The organism is Bittarella massiliensis (ex Durand et al. 2017) (genome assembly GCF_017566145.1).
In the GTDB taxonomy this organism is placed as follows: Bacteria; Bacillota; Clostridia; order Oscillospirales; family Ruminococcaceae; genus Bittarella; species Bittarella massiliensis_A.
The window spans coordinates 1-215 of the sequence record NZ_JABFCL010000310.1 but is presented as its reverse complement, the minus strand read 5'-3'; the positions used below and the strand labels follow the sequence as shown (position 1 = coordinate 215).

Genomic DNA, 215 nt, shown 5'->3' with positions numbered 1-215 from the left:
ATGGATCGGATGATGGAAATTCTCTGAAGCTGTCCGCCAGACAGTTCGTGAGGAAACCGTTTCATAATATCCTCTGCCGGACGAAGCCCGCCTTGTTCCAGTCCTTTTAAGCAGATCTGATACCGTTCCTGATCGTTTTTCCCGATCTTATAGTTTTTCAATGGCCGCATCAGAATCTTTCCAATCGTATCCCTTGGCGTGAAGGTATCAAATGG

At 46.5% G+C, this 215-nt stretch carries 1 pseudogene; it reads right to left on the bottom strand.

Annotated elements, in window-relative coordinates:
* Positions 1-215, bottom strand: a pseudogene (locus HJY11_RS14460) (peptide ABC transporter ATP-binding protein); the annotation flags it as partial.